Annotated in this window: 10 protein-coding genes and 1 pseudogene; 1 reads left to right on the top strand and 10 read right to left on the bottom strand. The window is 67.3% G+C overall.

All coding sequences use genetic code 11. The annotated features are described in order from the left end of the window. Window positions 1–421 precede the first annotated feature (421 nt). The gene (locus E4V01_RS21500) at window positions 422–1,633 is read left to right on the top strand and encodes a S1C family serine protease (RefSeq protein ID WP_135299756.1); all 1,212 of its coding nucleotides are present in this window, start codon (window positions 422–424) and stop codon (window positions 1,631–1,633) included. 130 nt (window positions 1,634–1,763) lie between these two features. Here E4V01_RS21500 and E4V01_RS21495 read toward each other — a convergent pair whose 3' ends face one another. The 10 genes and pseudogenes from E4V01_RS21495 to E4V01_RS21450 all read right to left on the bottom strand — a co-directional run bounded on the left by E4V01_RS21495 (window position 1,764) and on the right by E4V01_RS21450 (window position 16,847). After that, entirely contained in the window at window positions 1,764–2,222 is a 459-nt protein-coding gene (locus tag E4V01_RS21495) for a hypothetical protein (RefSeq protein ID WP_245435919.1), read from the bottom strand. 227 nt (window positions 2,223–2,449) lie between these two features. Further along, window positions 2,450–3,949, bottom strand: coding sequence for an MAP7 domain-containing protein (locus E4V01_RS21490; protein ID WP_193763264.1), 1,500 nt, complete (start codon window positions 3,947–3,949; stop codon window positions 2,450–2,452). 398 nt (window positions 3,950–4,347) lie between these two features. Then, the gene (locus E4V01_RS21485) at window positions 4,348–5,412 is read right to left on the bottom strand and encodes a hypothetical protein (protein ID WP_135299755.1); all 1,065 of its coding nucleotides are present in this window, start codon (window positions 5,410–5,412) and stop codon (window positions 4,348–4,350) included. Window positions 5,413–5,472: 60 nt separating this feature from the next. Then, entirely contained in the window at window positions 5,473–8,115 is a 2,643-nt protein-coding gene (locus E4V01_RS21480; protein ID WP_135299754.1) for a virulence factor SrfC family protein, read from the bottom strand. 48 nt (window positions 8,116–8,163) lie between these two features. Further along, window positions 8,164–11,274: a virulence factor SrfB gene (locus tag E4V01_RS21475; RefSeq protein WP_135299753.1), complete on the bottom strand. Its 3,111-nt coding sequence runs from the start codon at window positions 11,272–11,274 to the stop codon at window positions 8,164–8,166. A gap of 81 nt (window positions 11,275–11,355) precedes the next feature. Further along, window positions 11,356–12,723 carry a hypothetical protein gene (locus E4V01_RS21470; RefSeq protein ID WP_135299752.1) on the bottom strand — a complete coding sequence of 456 codons (1,368 nt, stop codon included), beginning with the start codon at window positions 12,721–12,723 and terminating at the stop codon, window positions 11,356–11,358. Between the two features lie 13 nt (window positions 12,724–12,736). Continuing rightward, window positions 12,737–14,557 carry a serine protease gene (locus tag E4V01_RS21465; RefSeq protein WP_135299751.1) on the bottom strand — a complete coding sequence of 607 codons (1,821 nt, stop codon included), beginning with the start codon at window positions 14,555–14,557 and terminating at the stop codon, window positions 12,737–12,739. A 36-nt stretch (window positions 14,558–14,593) separates the two neighbouring features. Beyond that, complete coding sequence (locus E4V01_RS21460; protein WP_245517634.1) at window positions 14,594–15,208, bottom strand: tetratricopeptide repeat protein; 615 nt, start codon at window positions 15,206–15,208, stop codon at window positions 14,594–14,596. Window positions 15,209–15,728: 520 nt separating this feature from the next. After that, window positions 15,729–16,121: pseudogene (locus tag E4V01_RS21455) on the bottom strand (transposase); the annotation flags it as partial. Between the two features lie 114 nt (window positions 16,122–16,235). Then, window positions 16,236–16,847, bottom strand: coding sequence for an aromatic acid exporter family protein (locus E4V01_RS21450; RefSeq protein ID WP_135299750.1), 612 nt, complete (start codon window positions 16,845–16,847; stop codon window positions 16,236–16,238). Window positions 16,848–16,965 lie beyond the last annotated feature (118 nt).

Below are 16,965 nucleotides of genomic sequence, written 5' to 3'. Positions count from 1 at the left end.
CTAGCGTACTAGGCCGCTCGTAAGACTCTGAGCTTTCCTTCGATCGGGATGCTTTCGGTGAACGCTTCAAAATATGTTCTCAGCGCCGTCGCGGCGGCTCTCATCAGTTGCACCGCACCGGTGCCGCGCGCGTCGGCGGGCCCGTTGGACGGGCTCGCCGGCGGAGCCATCGGCTTTGCTCTGGGCGCCATGGCGGCTGCACCGCGACACGCATACCAAGCTCCGCGGACGCAACGCGTCATCGTCTATCGGAACCGTCCGTCCCGCCGGCACGTCGCTGCCGCCCCTGTTCGTCGGAAAGCCGCGCCACTGCAAGGCGGCGCAGCCATCAGCACCGTGTCCGATCCGTTCGCAGGATCGAGCACCGCTCGACCGATTCCCGTCAGCGGTCGCTGAGACCACCGGGAAGGTTATTACTGTCATGAGTCTTGTCTCGCGTCCGTTCTTGATCGTCGTGATGGCCCTCGCGGCTGCGTTTCCCGCACCGCGAGAGGCCACCGCTGCTCCTGTCCTCAGCGTGGACAAGACGATTGGGAAGGTATCGGGCTGGTCGATCGGGATGAGCCGATCGACCGACGGCTGCCTGGCCGCTGCGACCTACGAGGACCAGACGACGGTCTGGATGGGGTTCAACGGAGAGAAGGACGAGGCATTCCTGGCCTTTACCAATCCCAAGTGGCGGTCAATCGAACCCGATCGCCTCTATCAACTCATGATGCTCACCGGACGGGGACGCTGGAAGGGCCAGTTCTCCGGGATCGAACGCGGTACGGATCGTGGTCTCATGGCATCCGGGCTCAAGAAGAGCTTCGTGCTCGACATCGCCCGTGCCGGTGGGATCGAAGTGCTGTTCGAGCGCAAGTCGATCGCGCAACTCTCGTTGTCGGGATCCTCGGATGCGATCAGCGCGATGATCGATTGCCAGAAAGCCATCGTCGAAGCGAAAGCGGAAACGGCGCCATCCAGGAACAAGGCGAACCCCGACGCGGGCGTTACGCCGAGGCGGGACAGCGGGTCCTCCGGAACCGGCTTCTTCGTGTCGGAGGCCGGACACGTGCTGACCAACAACCATGTCATCAATGGCTGCACGGAAATCAATATCGCCAAGTTCGGTCTGCCGTCCCTGCGGGCGCGGCTCGTCGCCACCGATGTCCAGAACGATCTCGCGGTGCTGAGCACCGGCTTCGAGAATCCCGTGGTTCCGGCCCTGTCGCTCAAACCGAGGGTCGGCGAGAGCGTCTATGCCTATGGCTTTCCACTTCCCGACCTCCTGGCAGCCTCCGGGAACTTCACGGTCGGCAACATCACCGCTGCCGCGGGCCTCGGCGATGACACCCGCATGCTGCAGATCTCGACGCCCGTTCAGCCCGGCAACAGCGGCGGGCCTCTGATCGACCAGTACGGCGCCGTGGTCGGCGTCATCGCCTCGAAGCTCAACGCAATGACGGTCGCGAAGGCCAACAACGACATCCCGCAAAACGTGAACTTCGCCATCAAGTCGACGATTGCGCTGAATTTCCTCGACTCGAACGGGATCGTCACAGGGAGCGGCACCAAGAATCCGACTCCGCTGGATCCGGCGACCGTCGCCGAGCAGGCCAAGGCCTACACCGTGCACGTGACCTGCCGATAAGCTGTGCCGCTCGCCATCCGGTCTTGGGAATACCCCCCGGGTCGGACAGCGATGCGCCGTCTCGCGCGAACACCCGACGGTCAGGTCTGCCACCCAGGCGATAGGCCGGCATATCGACCGACACGGGCGTTCAGTTACAGCCGACGCTCCCGCACAGGGTGTTGGCACCCGTCGGCGACGCCCCGGCGATGGCGGGCGCGAAGAGCGCCGCTTTGGCAAGCTTCGCCTCCTCGTTGTCGGGCTTCAGGCGAAGGACTTCGTCGTAGTCGCGCGACGCCAGGAGGAGGTTGCCGAGTTGCGTCTGCGACTTGGCGCGGTTCATCAGCGGATAGATGAAGGTCGGCCGCATGGTGTGGGCCTGCGTGAAGTCGACGATGGCCGCCGCATGGTTGTTCAGGCCGGCCTGCGCGATGCCACGATTGGCGAAACTGTAAGGGTAATCGTCATCGGCCCGGATCGCGCTGGTGCAGTCGGCGAGCGCCGCCGCGAAGGCGAGACGATCGTTGTTGGCCTTGCAGCGCCCATCGAGGGCGATCGCGCGCTGTCGAGGCGTACGCGCTTCCGCCAGCAGAGCCGAACAGCCGGTCACCCGAGCTTCCGCCGCGCCGGTTCTACAATCCTGCCCGGGATCGGCCAGAGCGCCTGATCCTGGCGTCAGGCATGCCGCCAGAACGAGGAGCGCGGTGAGCTGACGGGCGGCTCCTGGAAACCGGTTTCGCCGACACTGCCTCGGATTCGCGCAGGTGCTGGAAACGGTGCGGGGGCGTGGCGGCATTCGCTTTCCCGGCATGATCAGACGTCCTCGACCCGTTGTCTTCACCGGCACCGGTTCGTGAACATGTCACTGTTCGGCAATTGCATGGAGTTCATCATCTTGAGCAACTCGGCGCGATACGTTTCGCTGTGCTCGGAGGGAAAACGGCCGCCGATATGCGTGATCGTGCTGCGGTCATCGCGGCGAATCGAGACGAAGTCGAGATAGCTGCGATCGTCGAAAGCCCCTTGTCCGCGCGCCGTACCCCGCCCTTCGAGAATGTAACCGGACCGTCCGGGCGCAGTCGTGATCTCCTGCGAGCGGGAGACCTGCGTCCGGCGTGGAGCGATCTGTTCGCTCATGTACTGGCGCGCGTCGCCGCAGCGCTCGTTCGGGCTGACCTGCACATAGATGGCGACCTGCTCGCCATGCAGCCGGGATTGCCAGACCGTGCTGTACGACTGCTTCTGAGCGTCGAAATGATCATCGGCCAGCGCTTTGATCTCAAGCAGATTTGTCGCGTAGTTCAGTGTCCAGCCGGACGCGCTCCGGGCCGTCGACCGCTGCCGTTGCGCCTCCTCTCGCAGCCGCTGGGCTTCCGCCTCCCGCTGTCGCTGCGCCTCCGCCTCGCGCTGCCGGAGGGCTTCGCGCTCGCGCTCGCGCTGGCTCTCCTGTTCGAGGCGAAAGCGGTCCGCTCGTTCACGCTCCAGTCGCGCCTGCTCCTCCCAGCGCCGCCGCTCATCGGCCTCACGCTGGCGCTGAGCGTCGGCGTCCCGTTGGCGTTGGGCCTCGCTTTGCTGCCGGTCACGCAGGCGGTCGCATTCCACGACGTGGTTCTCGACGATGCCGCGGAAGCGCCCGGCCGGATAGGCGCTGCCGTAGCTCGACGCGCTGAGGCGGTCGTCGCAGGATGCCACGGCCTTCTGAAACGCGCGCTGCTCGCGGCCGGCCTGGAGCCTGTCGGCGAAAGCGCGCGCATAGGGATAGGCGGCGGTGACCGCCTCGCATTCGCGGATCAGCGGATCGAGGGCGATGGAGCGCAGCGCTGCGGGCTCGGCGTTCGGGTCGACCTTGTTGCAGGGTGTCGTCATGCCCGCGAAGAAGCCCTGGGGCAGGAAAGAGAAGGCGGTGGTGAGCGCGCCGCTCGCCCTCGGCTCGAGATCGCTGCCGCCGAGGCCGCGTTGCAGGAATTCGTAGGATTGCAGGAAGTTCTGTCCCTCCTGCGCCATCGCGCCAAGCAGAATGTCGCGCAGGGACGCGCGTCCCGCCAAGGGCACTGCGCCCGGCGCCCGGCGTCCGAGACGCTGACCGCCGATGACGCTGGCGCCCGAGGACCCTGCGGCAGCGTCGAAGTCGCAGCGGCCTCCTGCAACCGGCTGACACTCGTCGACGACGGCGACGAGGTCGCGCGGCTGACGGCGTGACAGGCGTCGGAGCAGATCGCCGAGGCGTACGCCCTCGCTCTCGATGAAGGCCGGTCGCTGCGTGAGGTCGCCTGCAGCCCCCTGCGGCATCAGGAACACGTCGTCCTCGCCACCGACACTCGGGCCGAGCGCGATCACCGCGACCTGGGCCCCCTCCGGGAGCCGCGCTGCGGCTTCGCGCAATCCGCGCTCGAGTTCCGGCCGGTCCGCGGGTCCGAAGGTCCAGACGTCGAACCCGATTTCGCGCAGACGCTTGCGATAGGCTTCCTCGTCGGCATGGGCCGTCGCCGCTCGACTCCCGGCATTCGTTGCCTGGGGCACGATCAGGAGCGCGATGCGCGGACCGGACAGGACGCTGCTCCTGCCCGTCGCCGCCTGAACGGCGAGCCCTGGCGCGGCCGCGCGAGCGGACGGGATGTGCACGAAGGCATTCAGGGCGAGAGACAGGCCCGTGAGCAGCGCAGCCGCGCGCGCCGTGGCCCGGAGCCGGACCGGTCGTGAAGTGGAGAGGGCCATGGGAAGACTCTTGGAAAGCGTCATGGAAGGCAGATCGCGCGCAGTCGCTCGTCGCGGCCGACGAGTTCCGTGTTGGCGTCGCACAGGCTTCGGAGCGCGTCGGTGTGCCGGGGCGAGCGGTTGCGCCAGAGCGCGTAGTAATAGGCGGCGCGGGAGACGTCGGGCTGAGCGGCGTCGCGATACGTGGTGTCGGTGGTCCGGGGATCGTAGAAGCGCGCCATCTGCCAGGCAGCATCCGCGCTGGCGGCGGGATCGGCCTCCTCGAAGGCCCTGAAGGCGGCCCCTCCCTGCTGAGCCTCGATCGCTGTGCCGCCGAGCGCCAGAAACGCGCTGCCTGTCGCGCGTTCATCCAGGAGGCGTCCGTGCCGTTGGCGTAGTTCGGCAGCACTCAGACGTGGCGCCTCCGCAGCGGGCGGCGTCCGTGCTTCGGGCTGCGCCGGTGTGTCCGCCGGCGCAGTCGGGTGGCCGGCCAGGACAGCCTTGAGCAGGTCCTGGTACAGGTACGTGCCGATCCCGGCCCCGGCGAACAGAACCAGGAATACGAGCGCCGGCCAGATCCGGCGCGGCGCCTCTCGAGGCACTTCGGGAAGGACAAGCCCGTCGCGCACGCTGGCCCGGCGGGGCGGCTCAGGCTCGGCCGGGGACGTTTCCAAATCCTGGAGCGGGGCGAGACCGTCACCGGGTTCACCGGCGAGCGTTTCCTGAGAGGGCGCGGTCTGGGTCAGGCTGGGGGCGGGGATCGGGGAAGCGGCGAGCATGCCGGAGCCGGCGGGTGCCGGCGTGATGAACGGCCAGGACACGACCCCGAATGAGGTGCCGTCCTGGCCGACGATCTCGATCGGAACGAGTTCCTCGATGCGATCGACCACCGAGGGGCCGAAGCGGGCTACGGTGCGGCCGTCATGCTCGGTCATGGAGAGCGGGGCGAGCCACGCAATCTCCGGCTGCCATCCCTCGGTGCCGAGATGCCTCGGCTCGGTGTCCTGGCGCCGGAACGACAGCAGCGGCGAGGCGGCGCGCTGCCCGAGATCGATGAGGGCGTGGCCGCCGATCTCGTCCTCGTCCTCTGTGATGCGAAGGGTCATGGTTGTGTCCAGGCAAGTCGTCTGAGGCGTCTGTGAGCAGCGGGGCTCGAGGTCCGTGAGCTAGGCGGCCGAACGCCCTTGCAGGCCCGTCAGGATCGCGCCCAGCCTGCCGTTCTGCTCGAGGTCGATGGTGACCCCGGCCGCACTCTTCGCGTTGTCCTCCACGACCCGGTAGAAGCCGTGGAACCAGTCGGTCGTGTAGGTGTGGCCGAAGGCTGCCGGAGTGGGGCCGATCGACCGGGCATCGAAGGTGACCGGCCGGGCCTCGAACGCGATGCGGTCGCCCGCCTCATCCTGGATCGAGGGCCGTTCGCCGGCTGGGGGGACCAAACCGAAGCCGAGATCGCCGCTCAAGCGGTTCAGGCGCGTGGCCGCGATCAGTGCGAGCTTCGCCGTCGACTGCTCTGCACGCTCCACGGTCGCGAGGGCCCGCAGATCGGCTGCGATGGCGGCCTCCACATCCGCACGGCGAGCCAGGGTGATCATCTCGCCGACGATGATCTCCATCACGTCGACTGGAAGCTGGAAGCGGTGTGTGAACCCGTCGGCCTCGATCCGCCGGCGCATGGAGCCGATCCAGGCGGTAACCGCGGCCCGGGCCAAGCCACGCTCACGATCGGACGCGCCGGGTCCCACCGGTGATCGGGCGCTCGGGACTCCACCCCCAGGGCTCGGCGCACCGGGGCGGGCGATCGCACCGGGACGCGCGATGCGAGCAGGTGCCGCCGGCGAAGCGCTCTCGGCCGGTGCCCCGGATATCGACTGACTCGCCCCATGGAGGGCTTCGGTCAGGGTGCCCACATCGATCAGGAGTTCGCGCAGCAGCGAACCGAAGCCGCCGGCCGCTACGGTCGCGTCGAGGGCGTCGAAGACATGGCCGGCAGCCTCGCGGCGCTCGGCCAAGCGGGTCTCGATGTCGAGGGCCACGTGGAAACGCCCGAGCCGCTCCCGAAGCTCAGCCCGCAGTCCATCGAGCCGCGAGGCAATCTGGGCGGCCTTCAGCTCAGGCCGGCAGACGCGAGCCAGATTCTCGACGAGGTAGCTGACGCCTCCGTCGTTGAGGCGCAACGCCTCGTCGAAGGCGCGGGCAGGATCCTGAAAATGCGCGGCGGCCTCGGGCAGGGACACGAAGCCGCGGCGCAGTTCGGCGATCCGCTCCTGCTTCTCCGGCAGGAACCCGATCTCGCGCCGCCCCTCGTATCGGATCACGGATTCGGCCGGGTAATTCGGGTTCCGGAACCAGAACGCGTTGCGGAACGGCGCCCCCGGCGTCCACTGCCGAGGCCAGGTATGGGCCTTGCCGAAGAACCCCAGGAGCGATGCCTCGATCCGGTTGCGGAACCGCAAACCGGCATCCTGTCCGGCATCCCCCGCCTTGTCGACGAAGTGACTGTCGAACCAGGTCATCACCAGGAAGAGCAGGTTCGGCAGGGCGATCCGCGCCTCGGGGCTGGCGCCGTGAGTCTGGGTGATCCAGCGCTCCACCAGATCCGGCAGCGTCACGACCTCCTGGTTCGACGGCCTGATGCAGAGCAGCATCGTCGTCAGTTCCTGCTCGGCCACGTAGCGATCGAACAGGTAGGCGACCTTGCCGCGCAGGAAGGTCTCTTTCAGGGAGTCGGGGTGCTCCGCCAAGAAATGGGCCAGATCGACCTTCTGACGGCTGCGCGCGCCGGGGAAGTCGAGGAGGTCCGCCTCACGAAGGAAGGATCGCGGTGCATCCGCGATGTCGATCCGCAACTCCGCCGTGATGGCCGCTACGGTGGCGCGCGGCAGGGAGACCGGCGTTCCGGAAGCGCCGTAGACGAGCAGCGTGTCGGCGCCCCCGGAGGCCCCGAGGCCCGCCAGGGTGGCGACATCGAGGATACTGCCTTCCCGCGGCACCAGGGCGCCGATCGGCGCAAAGATCTCGTCGGGATGCCCGAGGCGTTCGAGGGCCTCCGTGAAGTCCCGGTAGAGCCGGGTGAACGCCGCATGGCCGCCCCAGAGCGGCGCGAACAGGCGCGCGCGTCCCTCCAGGTCGAGGCCCGGGGCGAGTGTGCGTGCCTCGTCCCAGTAGCGTGCCAGCGCCTCCAGGGCGCGGCTGCCGCGCGCCTGGTCGAGAAGATAGTCCCTCAGGTCGTCGACTTCGGCACCCGTGAAGCGTGCACCCCCGGTGCGGGTCCGGGTCCGCAACTCGGCCAAGAGCGCATCGATCTCCTCGGCCTGCGGCGGATGTTCCTTCGTGGCATCGCCGTCGTGCAGGAAGCTGTTGCAGAGAACCTTGATCAGATCGCTCTCCGTCAGCACCCGAAGGCGTACCGGAGCGCCGGGCGGAGTCGGTGTCCCACCCTCCTGGGCGCTGAAGCGCGTGACGAGCCCGGTCGCTTCCTTCTCGCCGATCGGATTGATCTCGGCGAGGAAGTCGACCGGCGCGATTCCGTCGAAACGGGCCCGCAGAGAACCGTTTTCGGGGCGGGCCAGGACCTCCACGAGGTAGGATTTCCCAGCCTGGCTCGGGCCGAACACGCCGACGCACATCGGTCGCTGCGCTGCCCGGCCGAGGCGTTCGGCCCGATGGGCGATCTTGCGCGTAGAGCGGACGAGGTCGTCCCGCTCACGGCCGACGGTGGCTGCGTTGGCGGCGTCGCCGAGCCAGCGCTCGGCATCCTGCGCGAGACGGTTGGTGTCGTGGCAGGCCTTGGCAAGGAGGTCAGTCGACATGGCGGAGATTATAATTAATCCTGTAGGAGTTCGGGGCAGACAATGCCTTCAATCGACGGAGAGAACTCCGGTATCGAGCCAGTAGCCTTGCTCAGAAACCAGAGTGTCGAGCACAAGCTCGATCTTTCTTTTGACGTCGAGGCCGTCCGCATCGTAGGCATCGGTGATTTCGAATTCTTCCTTCATGGATTCCGAACGGATCAGTGCATCCGGGCTGTCATCGTCAGCACGCCCATCGCCGATGCGTTCGAGCGTGATGTCGAGGGGAAGGCGCAACGGCGTCGCCTCCTGTCCGGTTCGGAGACGCAGGCGATACAGGGGCGTTGCGATCCAGCGCTCAACCGGCAATTGCCGGTAGCCGAGGCGCATCGGCGCATAGTAGCGGAGCTTCGCAGTCATCGCGGGTCCGCTCGCCCGCGCTGCTGCGGGTGCATCGAGGTCCACGTCGCGGAAGCAAAGACCGGCATCCCGTAACTGCCCACTCAATTCCATCTCGCCGATGTACCGGGCGGTCGAGCGCAGGCCCAAGCGGTGGGTGAACAGGGTGAAGTTCGTCAGCTGGCTCTCGGCCAGCGCGCAGAGCATTCCACCCACCGCCGTCGTCGTCTTCGGATCTCCGATGCGGCGGTTGTCGCGATCCCGGAACGGATACCAGTTGCCGGCTTGGTACTGGTGCAGCGGCACGATCCGATCGGGAGAGACCGCCAGCTTGTTCACGAGCAGGTCGACGAAGGCCGAGAGACGCGAGGGACGTCCCGACAGCAGCACCACGTCCACATCGAGGGCATGGATCGCCTCGCAGAGGTTGTCGAGCACGAGGTCGAGAACCGACACCACGCAGGCGCCGACAACCTCGGCACGCGCCTCGAACACGCAATCCACCAGGGCGAAGCCGGTGGCGCCGTCGCGCCGCGCCGGACCTTCGAGGAAATCGAGCAGGCGTGGCTGCGGCAGGGCACGGCGCACCACGCGGCCGCCGCGCTCAGGGAAGAATTCCGAGAACGGACGGGTGGTCAACTCGCCCTCGGCCTCGACATCGGCCAGAAGACGCAATCCGATCGGTTCCAACACGCGGGATACAAATTGCCGGCGCAGGTGCTTTTCCTGCTCGGCCATGTTGGCGCGGTCGCCACCGAAGCGCTCGAGCAGGAGCGCGTGCGGGTCAGGATGCCCCGCACGGCGCAGGGCCTCCTCGATGGTCGGCAGGACGAGCCTCTCGATGACGCTCTTGAGGATGTCGTCGCCCGCGATCCTGAATCCCTCTCGGAAATTCTGCACTGGTTTGATCGCCCGGTTCCCCTCCGCGTAGTAGGTCGTCACCATCAGGTCGGTGGTGCCGCCGCCGACGTCGATGCTGGCGATACGCACCGAGGGTTCGGCGGGCGTGCCGGGAGCGGGTCTCGTGTCCGGTTCGGCGAAGGGTCGCGGGCGGCCGATGAGTTTGAGGAAGCCGTCGACGGCCCCGCCCAGTTTCTGCGTGATCTCTCCGTAGAGATAGACGAACTGGGCGCAGCTCGCCTCATCCCAGGACACGTGGACCTCCGGCTGCGTGACGCCCGGGGGTGGGGTGTCGGCCCATCCCATCAATTGCCAGATCAGCTTGACGGCGCCTTCCGCCCGGGAGCGCAGCAGACGCTGTTCCTGCACAGGCATCGCCGGTGGCAGGGTGAGGATGATCCGTCGCAGCTTGCGGGGCGCGTCCTTCGTCCGTCGACGCTCACGCACGCCGGCGTTGTTGATCATCGACAGCGCGTGGCAGACGACCTCGGCGACCATGAACGTGAAGAAGGACGACCGTGAGAACGTCAGCCGCGATGCACCGATCCGATCGTCGGCCTGAACCCGGATGCCGTAGCGCTTCCTGTCGGCGTCGAGCTGGGAGATCACGTCGCCGCGGCTGTTGACGAACTGGCGGATCGTCCGGTCGATGAGCGGGCTCGTTCCATCGGCGCCGTAGTCGCGATCCGGAAAGCGCCATTCCTGGTTCACCGGTCTCACGTCGCACAGATAGCGCTTCGGGCTCGACAGACCGCCGACCGCCTCGGTGCCCTGCGCCAGCTCTCGAAAACGGCTCGCCTCCGGCCCGACCCGAACGGGGCTCGGCCAGAAGAACGCGCGCGGCCGTGCCGAGAGCCGCGAGAGATGATCGCGTCCGAAGCGGGCGTGGGATAGCTCGACGTGGCTCTCGAACGGCTCGACATAAGCCTGTTCTGGCTCGGACAGGTCGCGAAGCTGCAGCACGAAGGAATTGTTGAGGTCGACGCGATCCTCGTTGGGGTGCGACTCGATCAGGATTCCGCAGGTGCGGCTGTTTCCGATGTCCAGGATCAGGTCGACGGTCACCGGCTTGATGGCTGGGAGAGCCGAGACCGTATCGGTCAGACGCATGACGCGGGGCTGGATCGCCCGCTGCAGATATTCGAGCAGCACGAGATAGCGGGCATAGTGCTCGAGGGTGTTCGGGAAATCGCTGTCCCGCAGAGGCCGGTCGGGCCGCTGGGCCGCCTTGAACTCGCGGAATTGCTCGGAGAGCCAGGACGGCACCCATTCCTGAAAGCCGGCGCGCTGGCGCGCCTCCTCGCTGTCGGAGGCCGCGCCGAGAAACCAGCCGATGTCGCGGAAGCGGAAGGCGAACCGGAACTCGTGCTCGTTGGCGGCATCGTCGAGGCTCGGCGCCGTGTACGGCCGGTTCGGGCGCCGCTCCAGAAGTTCCGTGTCGAAGGCGAAGATCACCCGATGGCTGATCGGACTGTCGGGGGCGCGGTCGGATACCTCTGCGACGCGCACCCGCGCCCAGTTGGTCGGGCCCACGTCGAGTTCGTCGCCTCCCTCGATGCCCGCCTTCACCCGCAGCATCGGGATCGGCGTCCACTTCTCCAGGAACACTTCGAGGGCGCCTCGCTCGCTGATGGCGTATTCGCGATCGGCACCGCAGGCGGTCTCGATTTCCTCTCCACCCGGGTCGGTCTCGTCCCAGGTCGGGAGCAGCCGATAGGTCTGCCGACCCGCCGGCTGGGACACGCCTTCGACCTCGCGCTCGATGAAGCGGCGCGACAGGCGACCGACGGCATCGATGTTGAACGCGTACTCGACGAACTGCACGCCGCTATGGGGCACGAGTCGGATCGTGGGACCGAAGGTGACGGGATCGACGAACATCGGGACGGATACAATCCTGATACGAGACGGCCTTGCCGGGACTCAGGGGACGCGTGGAGGGGGCATGCTCACGGCCGAAGTTCACGGCATGGCAGGGGCTCCGGAAGCGGGGACGATCGGAACCGGGAAGGTGAAGACGCTCTGGGAGACACGGGGAGCCGAGACCCGCCCTTCTTCTTCCCTCATCACCCGACCGTTCTGGGACAGGACGAGGCGGAACGGAATGCTCGGGCGCGCATCGCCGTGCCGGTCGTAGAGGGCGACGGCGATGCCGAAGACTCCGGCCGGCGTCGGCGCCTCGTCCCAGATGATGTGCTCGACCGGGCGGCTGGCGCTGGTCCCTCCGCCCTCGTTCTGGTCGGCCACGAGGCGGCCTCCGCAGGCGTTGCGGTTGTTGAAGCTGATCCGGGCCTGATCGGGGCAGGCAACCTGCAGATCGAGATCGGCAGCCCCGTCCCAGGCGAGGGTCAGCTCCAGGTATCGCCCGCGCTCGATCCGCTCCAAACGCCGTTCCACATCGGCGGCGATGGCGCGCGGCGGGGTGACCGGCGTGGACGGAAGCGGGATCGCGGCACGCGATGGAAGGGGACAGCTCGCATCGCAGGACAGGGCACGGCGCGTCAGCGCAAGCTCGGCAGCGTGCACTTCGCCCTCGATGGCCTGGATCGCTGCGCGCTGTGACAGGTCGGCCGGGTCGATGCCAAGGGAAGCCACGGGACAGTGATCGGGCAAGACGCCCTTCAGCCAGTCCGGCCAATTGGCGCTGCCGATCGCACAGGCCTGCAGCAGGCGGTCGCCGAGAGCCAGCGAGAGAAGTGCGAACACCAGCCACAGGACGGGCACGAGAGCCGATCTCGCCCGCACCACGCCGGCGTCGTTCACCGCTTCAGGCCGCGGGGGCGGCGGCGCACTCGCATGCTGGGCGGCCTGCGATGTCCGCGGTGTGACCATCGCGGCTGCGGCGCTGCCGGTGATCGCGCCGTTCCGCTCGGCAACGACGCCCATCCCCTGAGCGTGACGATAGCCCCATGCCACCAGGACCGGTTGGCCGCCGAGAGACCAGAGATGGTCGTCGTCAGGGGTGACGAGCGCATCTCGGATGAGGCGAGCAAGGTCACGCGAAGCTTCGCCCTCACTCTCGAGCGTGTCGGCGAAGGCGGCGACCTCGGATCTCAGGCGCCCCGCTACGCGACGGAGGGCTTGCGCCTCGCCGGCTTCGAGCCCCACGACGGGCGCGGCCTCGCCGTCTCCGTCGGCAAACCAGGCGAGCCCCGGGAGGCCTGTCTTCGCTATGGTGATCGGCACCGGCTCGGCGAAAAGCTTGGCGTGAGCGCGACCGACCCGCTGGGCCAGCAGGGCGACGAACTGGTCGAACTGCTGATTCAGCTTCGGATTGACCGCGTCCAGACCTTGGCGCGGCGTCTCGGTCAGCTTGACGGTGCTCGACATCTGGCGACCGATCTCAACGCGCTTGCGGCCCGCCCTCACGCCCCGGACGGGGGCGTGAGGGGACGGGAGCGGTGGGGCGGGGCGGAGGGGCGACGGCACCCTCCCTCGGCGCTGGTCTCGGTGCCGCGTCCGGCGCGGGCTCCGCGGCGGCCCCGGCACCCGGACCGGATTCCCGCGGGGCAGCGGACGCTGGCTCCCCGGGCGGGGCTTCCCGCGCCGTCGCCTGCAGGTCGCATGGTTCGGCGTCGAGCGGTGCCGCGACGCCACTGGCTTCCAGGAATGCCGAGAGACCGTCCGCCCCCAACGCGTAGCGCGCAGTGACGGGCATGCGCCCGTCACTGCGGCCGAAGCTGTTCACGCCGACGACGCGCGCACAGTAATCCACCAACGGTCCGCCGCTGTTGCCGGGAGCGATCTCGGCGCTGTGAAGAATCAGCGTCACGGCCGCGTCGTCGTAGCGCTGAAGGTGGTTGACGACGCCGGTCTGTAGGACCGGTTCCAGGTCGCGGCTCGCGGAAGCGTCCCCCTCGCCGAGCCTTGCGAACGTCGGGTCGGTGCCGAGGTGAAGGCCAGGGAAGCCGGCAGCGACGACAGGTGTCAGTGGTCGTCCGGGTACAGCCAGAGCGAGGGGTCGCACGTCGGCCTGACGCGGAACCCGCAACAGGGCGAAATCCGTGAGGTGGCCCTCACCTCCGGTTCGGACGAGCGTAGCCGGAATAATCCCGACATGGCGGCCTGCGATCCTCACGATCTCGGCATTCTCGATTACGTGGCGGTTGGTGACCACGAACTCGTCGCTGACGAAGAAGCCGGAGCCGGTGGAACTGCCCGCCAGGACCAAAACGCTGCCCTGCTCCAGTCGGGCAACGAGACTGGCCGGGTCAGGCGTGGCCGGTCCTTGGATCGCGGGCCCGATCGCGGCCCGGGCCTGAGGACGCGACATGGCATCGGGTGGCAGGCGAACTCCGGCTGGGCTCTGGGGAACCAGGGACGGCAGTTCGGCTCGCAGGCGCGGACAGGCGAACGCGGCGGCGGACGCCAGGACGTCGCGGCGTCGCTGCAGGTTGTCGAGCCATGCGGCCTGCAGCGCCCGCGCCTCCGACGGCACCGTCCGCGGAGCGCTGGGAAACGTCAGCGCGCCCGGTAGAAAGGACAGTCCGAGAAGAACGGCTGCGCAGGCGACAGCGACAGGTGCCGGGCTCGACCAAGCTAGCAGGGGACGGGCCCGTGGCGGACGTAAGGCTGCCCTCGCTGCCGGTGCAGTCTCGGAGGATGGCGCTTCGTCGGATGGGAAGCGGGACGACCAGTCTGCGCGTCCGACCGGCGGCATCGGCAAGCCCGGGGGCAGGAGGCCCCCGAGGGTATTTGCGTGATGGCGCAGCCGGCTCGCCTCGTCCGCAACCAGTCCGGCCGGGAGGAGGCCCCAATCGATCAGGAGCGGCTGATCGCCGATGGCCAGGACGGCGCGCGGCCCGGCGAGATTCAGACAGGCCCCAAGGAAAGGACCCTCGACGGGGTCGCGCAGGAGGGGCGCCAAGTCGGAGAGGATCGCGCGGACCCGGTCACGCAGCTCCGAGGCCTCGCCGGGGTCGAGGTCCGCGAGACTGCGAACAGGTCCGTCGAGGGACGTGTACCAGTCGACACGCGCCGCAGCGGATCCGTTGCTGTGCGACAAGACCGGCTCGGCAAAGAGCCGGGCCGCAGCCGCACCACCGCGCTGTCGCAGCAGACGGACCAGGCGTTCGTAACCTTCGATGACAAGCCCGTCATCGATCCGAACGAGGTCGAGGTCGGTCAGCGTGCGACTGCCGACGAAACGCGACCCTTCCGTCACGGCCTTTCTCCACAGCACCAGCCCAGGAGGCCGGGGCTAATCACAGCGGGCACCCGTGCCGGGGCCGTCGATATCGAGACGCACGAGAACATCACGTGCCTTCGCCGTCCCACGTTGCGCTGCCCGCTCGTACCAGGATCGTGCGGCAGGTCCGTCCACGGGACCGCCGAGGCCGTTGTCGAGGGCCGTCGCGTAGCAAAACATGCCCTCCGCGAGCCCCATTTCCGCCGCCTCGCGAAACCACGCGCGGGCCTTGGTATCGTTCTTCTCGAAGCGGCGTCCCTGCCGGTAGAGAATACCGATGTTCACCTTGGCGGCGGCGCTGCCGAGGTCGGCAGCGACCTTGTAGGCGCGATACGCATCCTGGTTTGCGCCTTGCCGATCATAGGCGCGGCCGAGTTGAAAGCTCAGGCGACGAAGGTCGGGATTCTGCGCGAAGGCTCGCTGGCAAAACGGAATAGCACGTTCGGGTTGCAACTGGCGGAATTCAAGGCGTGTGCGCCGATGCGCCGAATCCGAGTCCCAAGGTGCAGCGGCTGCCTGATCGCACAATTCAACAAAGTTCTCGTGTTGTGCAAATGGCTGCTCCATCCCCAAGCACAGCGTGATTTGGAGATGAGTGAAAAGACAGATTAAAACTAAGCGCAGCATTGCAAATGTCTTCGCATTGCTCAATGTTGATGCCATCGGATTAATGGAGGAAGGGGGCCACTCCGGTCGCGGAAGTGCCCGCGACTACCCATACTGTGTACGATGGGTGGCCTTTAGAAAGTACCAAAGACTCTGACGGTTTTGACGATTTTGGAAAACAACGGCTGCGTGTCCCACTTCCGCAACACGTTGGCATTCTCAACCTATCACGTCGGCGTGAGGGGGGCAGCTGGCTACGCATCCTCGTAGTGATGCGAACACCTTGACGACTAGGCCCACGACATTGGCAATGCCAAATACCAGGAGTGCCGCTCACATCTACCGGCGCTTTGGAAGGGCGAAGCCAGCTTTGTGATGGCGTCTGCGATGGTATATCCGTCCAACGTGCCTAAACTCTCCCCTACTTCGGATCTGACGCCGCAAACTACCTTGAGATTTCAATCACATAGGTGTTCGCAGTTTTATTTTGATTGGCGCGCCAATCTCCTCAAGAAGTTAGCAGACGCTGCAGAGCGACTTACGGGTCGGCTCGCTTCCTGTAACGCTGGGACGAACGGCCGAAGCCGGTAGCCTGACAGGCCCGTCGCTCGCTGATGTCGTAGACCACCTGCAAGTGACCGGCGACCTCGCGGCGAACGGCGGGCCTCACCACTTTCGCTTCAGAACATCCTGCAGCATGGAGCGGTCCAGCGTCAGATCGGCGACCAGCCCGCTTGAGCTTGCTGTTCTCGTCCTCCAGTTGCTTGAGCCGCCGGATCTCCGGCACGCCCACGCCGACGAACTGCTTCTTCCAGCGGTAAAACGTCGGCTCGGACACGCCCATCTTCCGGCAGACTTCGTCCACCGGGGCGCCCGTCTCCGCCTGCCGTAGGGCGAAGGAGATCTGTTCATTCGTGAAGCGTTTGCGAGGCATGGCATCCTCCCTCCTTCCGGGTTCAGGATGCCCGAAAAACTTGCGCTCAGCGCGGACCAGTTTGCTGGGGTCAGGGTCACAGGACGAGGCTCTCCTAACTCGAAGCACTCGGCGTCAGAGTTTGATCCCAATCCCACGGTTCAGGCGGGTGGCGATCCAGACCGTCGCCACGGCCACGCAAACGCCCCAGCCGACTTCCAGCACCCGCGACCCCGCCATGCGCTCCACCGGCCCGACATGGGGCACGAGTAGAATGATCGTGGCGGTGATGCTGGCGACACGGCACGCGCTCGACACGTTGACGAGCCAGCAGGCAAGTGTCGCGAGCAGGACAGCCGATGCGTAGGTCGGTAGGGAGGGGCCGAGCGAGAGATAGGCACCGAGACCGGCGGCTCCGCCGATCAAAGCGCCCGTGAGTTGGTCGCGGGCGGTGGAGCGGGTCGTGTCGAACTCGGTATGGGCGACGGCGACCGCTGTGATCGCCGCCCAGAAGCCCTCACGCAGGCCGAGCAGATGGGTCGGCAGGTATGCGGCGATGGCGGCGATGGCGGAGATGACGCCGTGGGCGAAACCGCCGACGAAACGGCGGCGCAAGGGCAGGCGCTTGCGCAGGCGGGTAAACTGCGCGCCAAGCAAGCGGATCCGGCTGGGGTCGCGGTCGATCCGGCGCACCTGCGCGGCGGCGGTCTGGTCCTCGGCACGGCATGCCGAGTCTTCGGCCTGCATCCGCTTCTTCCTCTGCAGCCGATCCGAAAGCTCTCGCCTGGAACCGCCCCCGTGATGCGAGCACAGAAGCATCAGGCCGTGAACGCAGCGGACCGACGGGGTTCGCCCAAAGTCATGC

The sequence above is a fragment of the Methylorubrum sp. Q1 genome (assembly GCF_004683995.1).
Taxonomy (GTDB): Bacteria; Pseudomonadota; Alphaproteobacteria; order Rhizobiales; family Beijerinckiaceae; genus Methylobacterium.
The sequence above is the reverse complement of the archived record's forward strand: the minus strand, read 5'-3'. Positions and strand labels throughout refer to the sequence as shown.

Bases quoted from the DNA above. Each gene is read 5' to 3' on its own strand.
- E4V01_RS21500 (WP_135299756.1), top strand. From the start codon at position 422: ATGAGTCTTGTCTCGCGTCCGTTCTTGATCGTCGTGATGGCCCTCGCG.
- E4V01_RS21485 (WP_135299755.1), bottom strand. From the start codon at position 5,412: ATGACCCTTCGCATCACAGAGGACGAGGACGAGATCGGCGGCCACGCC.
- E4V01_RS21480 (WP_135299754.1), bottom strand. From the start codon at position 8,115: ATGTCGACTGACCTCCTTGCCAAGGCCTGCCACGACACCAACCGTCTC.
- E4V01_RS21475 (WP_135299753.1), bottom strand. From the start codon at position 11,274: ATGTTCGTCGATCCCGTCACCTTCGGTCCCACGATCCGACTCGTGCCC.
- E4V01_RS21470 (WP_135299752.1), bottom strand. From the start codon at position 12,723: ATGTCGAGCACCGTCAAGCTGACCGAGACGCCGCGCCAAGGTCTGGAC.
- E4V01_RS21460 (WP_245517634.1), bottom strand. From the start codon at position 15,208: ATGCTGCGCTTAGTTTTAATCTGTCTTTTCACTCATCTCCAAATCACG.
- E4V01_RS21450 (WP_135299750.1), bottom strand. From the start codon at position 16,847: ATGCAGGCCGAAGACTCGGCATGCCGTGCCGAGGACCAGACCGCCGCC.